The sequence below is a fragment of the Pseudomonas sp. Pseusp97 genome, assembly GCF_047304025.1.
Lineage (GTDB): Bacteria > Pseudomonadota > Gammaproteobacteria > Pseudomonadales > Pseudomonadaceae > Pseudomonas.
This window is the reverse complement of record NZ_JBGLYK010000376.1, coordinates 1-2,912: the sequence shown is the minus strand read 5'-3', so window position 1 is coordinate 2,912 and position 2,912 is coordinate 1. Positions and strand designations below refer to the sequence as shown.

General features: G+C 66.8%; 2 protein-coding genes. Both read right to left on the bottom strand.

Translation table 11 applies throughout. The features are described from left to right. Window positions 1–78: 78 nt before the first annotated feature. A complete protein-coding gene (locus ACCC94_RS29040; RefSeq protein ID WP_413353040.1) occupies window positions 79–1,221 on the bottom strand; it encodes an ABC transporter substrate-binding protein in 1,143 nt (380 codons plus the stop codon). 51 nt (window positions 1,222–1,272) lie between these two features. Further along, complete coding sequence (locus tag ACCC94_RS29035; protein ID WP_413353039.1) at window positions 1,273–2,388, bottom strand: ABC transporter ATP-binding protein; 1,116 nt, start codon at window positions 2,386–2,388, stop codon at window positions 1,273–1,275. Window positions 2,389–2,912 lie beyond the last annotated feature (524 nt).

The following is a 2,912-nucleotide window of genomic DNA, read 5'->3' as shown; positions in this document are numbered from 1 at the left end:
GCTTGCTCGCGAACCCGCCCAGCCTCAGAGCTGCCGGGGAATTCGTTCGCGAGCAAGCTCGCTCCTACGAAGAGCCGATCAGGCGGCCTTGAACCGCGCCATCAGCTCGGCGCGCGCCGGGCTGGTGAGGGTCGCCGCGGCGCCGAACTCCAGCGGCGAAAGACGCTCGGCCGCCGGGTACATGATCGGGTCGTCGAGCATCTCCTTGGAGAGCAGCGCATCGACGCGCTTGTCCCCGCTCGGGTAGCCGTGGGAGAGCACCTCCAGCTTGTTGTGCTGCGGGTCGAGCAGGTAGTTGATGAACGCGTAGGCGGCATCGCGGTGCTCGGCGCTCTTGGGGATGGCGAAGAAGTCGCTCCAGATCTCGCCGCCTTCCTTGCCCAGCACGAAGGTCATGTCCGGGTTGTCGCGGTGCAGCTGCGAGGCGTCACCGGTCCAGGCCATGGCCATCCAGGCGTCGCCGTTGCGCAGCGAGGGCTGGATGTCGGAGTTGATCGCGAACAGGTGCGGCTTGGCCTGGATCAGCAGCTTCTCGGCCTCGGCCAGCTCTTTCGGGTCCAGCGAGTTGAAGCTGTAGCCGTAGTACTTCAGCGCGTTGCCGATGGCGGTGAGCTGGTAGTCGTGGACGATGGTGCGGCCCGAGGCGCTGGTCAGGGTCAGGTCCCAGAACTGCTTCCAGGAATCCGGGTTGCCCTTCACGCGGCTGGAGTCATAGACGATGCCGGTGGTGCCCCAGTTCTTCGGCACCGCGTAGACCTTGCCGTCCACCGTGCCCTGGGCCATGAAGCGCTCCTCGAAGGCCTTGGGGTCGAAGTTGGGAATGCGCGAGAGATCCAGCGGCTCGATCAGCCCAAGCTGCACGTAGGTGCTGATGGTGTAGTTGGTCGGCACGAAGACGTCCCAGCCGCTGCCGCCGGCCTGCAGCTTGGCGAGCATCTCCTCGTTGGAGCCGAACACGTTCATCTGCACCCGCGCGCCGGTGGCCTTGGCGAAGGCGTCGAAGTTCTCCTGGCTGTGGTAGTTCGGCCAGGTGGCCAGGGCCAGGCGATCACCGATGTTGCTGCCCTCGGCGGCGTAGGCCTTGCCGCTCAGCAGGCCGGGGGTGTTGGCGGCGACCACTGCCATCGCCAGCCCCAGGCCGGTTCTGCCGAGAAAGTCGCGCCGCGTGATGGAGCCGTTTTCCCAGCTGCGCATCGTCTTGATGAAGCTCTTCTTGTCCATCGTCACTCCCCGCCTGTCTGCTGATCTTTTGTCGTTAGGGTTGGATCGTTTTCAGAGCGCCATGGCCAGGCCGCTGGCCTGGTTCCAGCCGACCTGCACCGGCGCGCCATGCTCGAAGGCTTCCGCCTCGCCGCCGGCCTTGCGCGGCACGCGCACGCAGACGATGCCGAAGGCGTCGGTGCGCACGCGGTATTCGGTGAGATTGCCCAGGTAGATGCGGTCTTCGACGCGGCCCTTCAGCCGCACTTCGCGCTGCAGGTCCGAATCGGCGGCGGCGATGCCGACCAGCTCCGGTCGCACCGCGATGCAGCCTTCGGCCTGGGGCGCCAGCGCAGGGCCGGTGGGCGTCGGCGGGCTGCTCAGCTCCAGCCCGGCCGGGGTGCCCAGCACCACACGTCCGGAGTCGAGGCGGCGCACCGTGCCGGAAAACAGGTTGGATTCGCCGATGAAGTCGGCCACGTAGCGGCTCGCCGGGGTCTCGTAGAGCGCTTCGGGGGTGGCGGTCTGGATGATCAGGCCGTCCTTCATGATGCTGATGCTGTCGCTCATCGACAGCGCTTCCTCCTGGTCATGGGTGACCAGCACGAAGGTGATGCCGACCTCGCGCTGCAGACGCAGCAGCTCCGACTGCATCTCCTTGCGCAGCTTGCGGTCCAGCGCGGCGAGCGGCTCGTCGAGCAGCAGCACGGTGGGTTTGTTCACCAGCGCGCGGGCCAGCGCCACGCGTTGCTGCTGGCCGCCGGAAAGCTCGTGCGGCTTGCGCGCACCGAAGCCGGACAGGCGCACCATCTCCAGCGCCTCGTCGGCCATGCGGCGCTGCTGCGCGCGGTCCGGGCGCGGCGTGCGATAGCGCAGGCCGTAGGCGATGTTCTCGGCCACCGTCAGGTGCGGGAACAGCGCGTAGTGCTGGAACACCATGTTCACCGCGCGCTGGTGCGCCGGCACCCCGGCCACCGCCTTGCCGGCCAGCAGAACCTCGCCTTCGCTGGGCTGCTCGAAGCCGGCGATCATCCGCAGGGTGGTGGTCTTGCCGCAGCCGGAGCTGCCGAGGAAGGAATGGAAGGCGCCGCGCTTCACCCTGAAGCTCAGCCCGTTGACCGCCGGCACGCTGCCGTAGCGCTTGACCACGTTACGGAATTCGATATCGAAGTCCTGACCGCTCTCCATCACCGCGCGCTCCCGCTTTGTTCTTGTTGGGGCTCACGCTAGCAACGGGGCTTTCGGGGTGTATATATCCCTCGGGGGATAGATGGCGGGATTGACCCTCCCGGTTTGCGCTCGCGGGCTCACCCTGTCGGAGCAACTGCCTTCTTCTGAAAGTCCGTGCCTGGGCTTTCCCTCTCCCCAGCCCTCTCCCTGAAGGGAGAGGGAGCTATCCGTGCCAGCTGACGCCCTGGTCTCATCCTGCACGAACGGTCCCCTCTCCCTTCGGAGCAGGGCGCGCAGCCAGGATTAGGGAGAAGGCAGGACTTCACGTAGGAGCGGACCTTGTCCGCGAAATCCCTCGCGGCGGAATGCCTTCCAACAGGGAGCACCTCAACACTGCGCCCGCCTACAGGATATTCATCCTGTAACGCAGGTGCGGCTGCGGAGATTCGCGGACAAGGTCCGCTCCTACAATGGGCACCTGGAGCTGAGCTCGCTCCTACGAAGAGCCGCCCGGTCAGCCGACCGCCCGCATCCCCCCGCCC

Bases quoted from the DNA above. Each gene is read 5' to 3' on its own strand.
- ACCC94_RS29040 (WP_413353040.1), bottom strand. From the start codon at position 1,221: ATGGACAAGAAGAGCTTCATCAAGACGATGCGCAGCTGGGAAAACGGC.
- ACCC94_RS29035 (WP_413353039.1), bottom strand. From the start codon at position 2,388: ATGGAGAGCGGTCAGGACTTCGATATCGAATTCCGTAACGTGGTCAAG.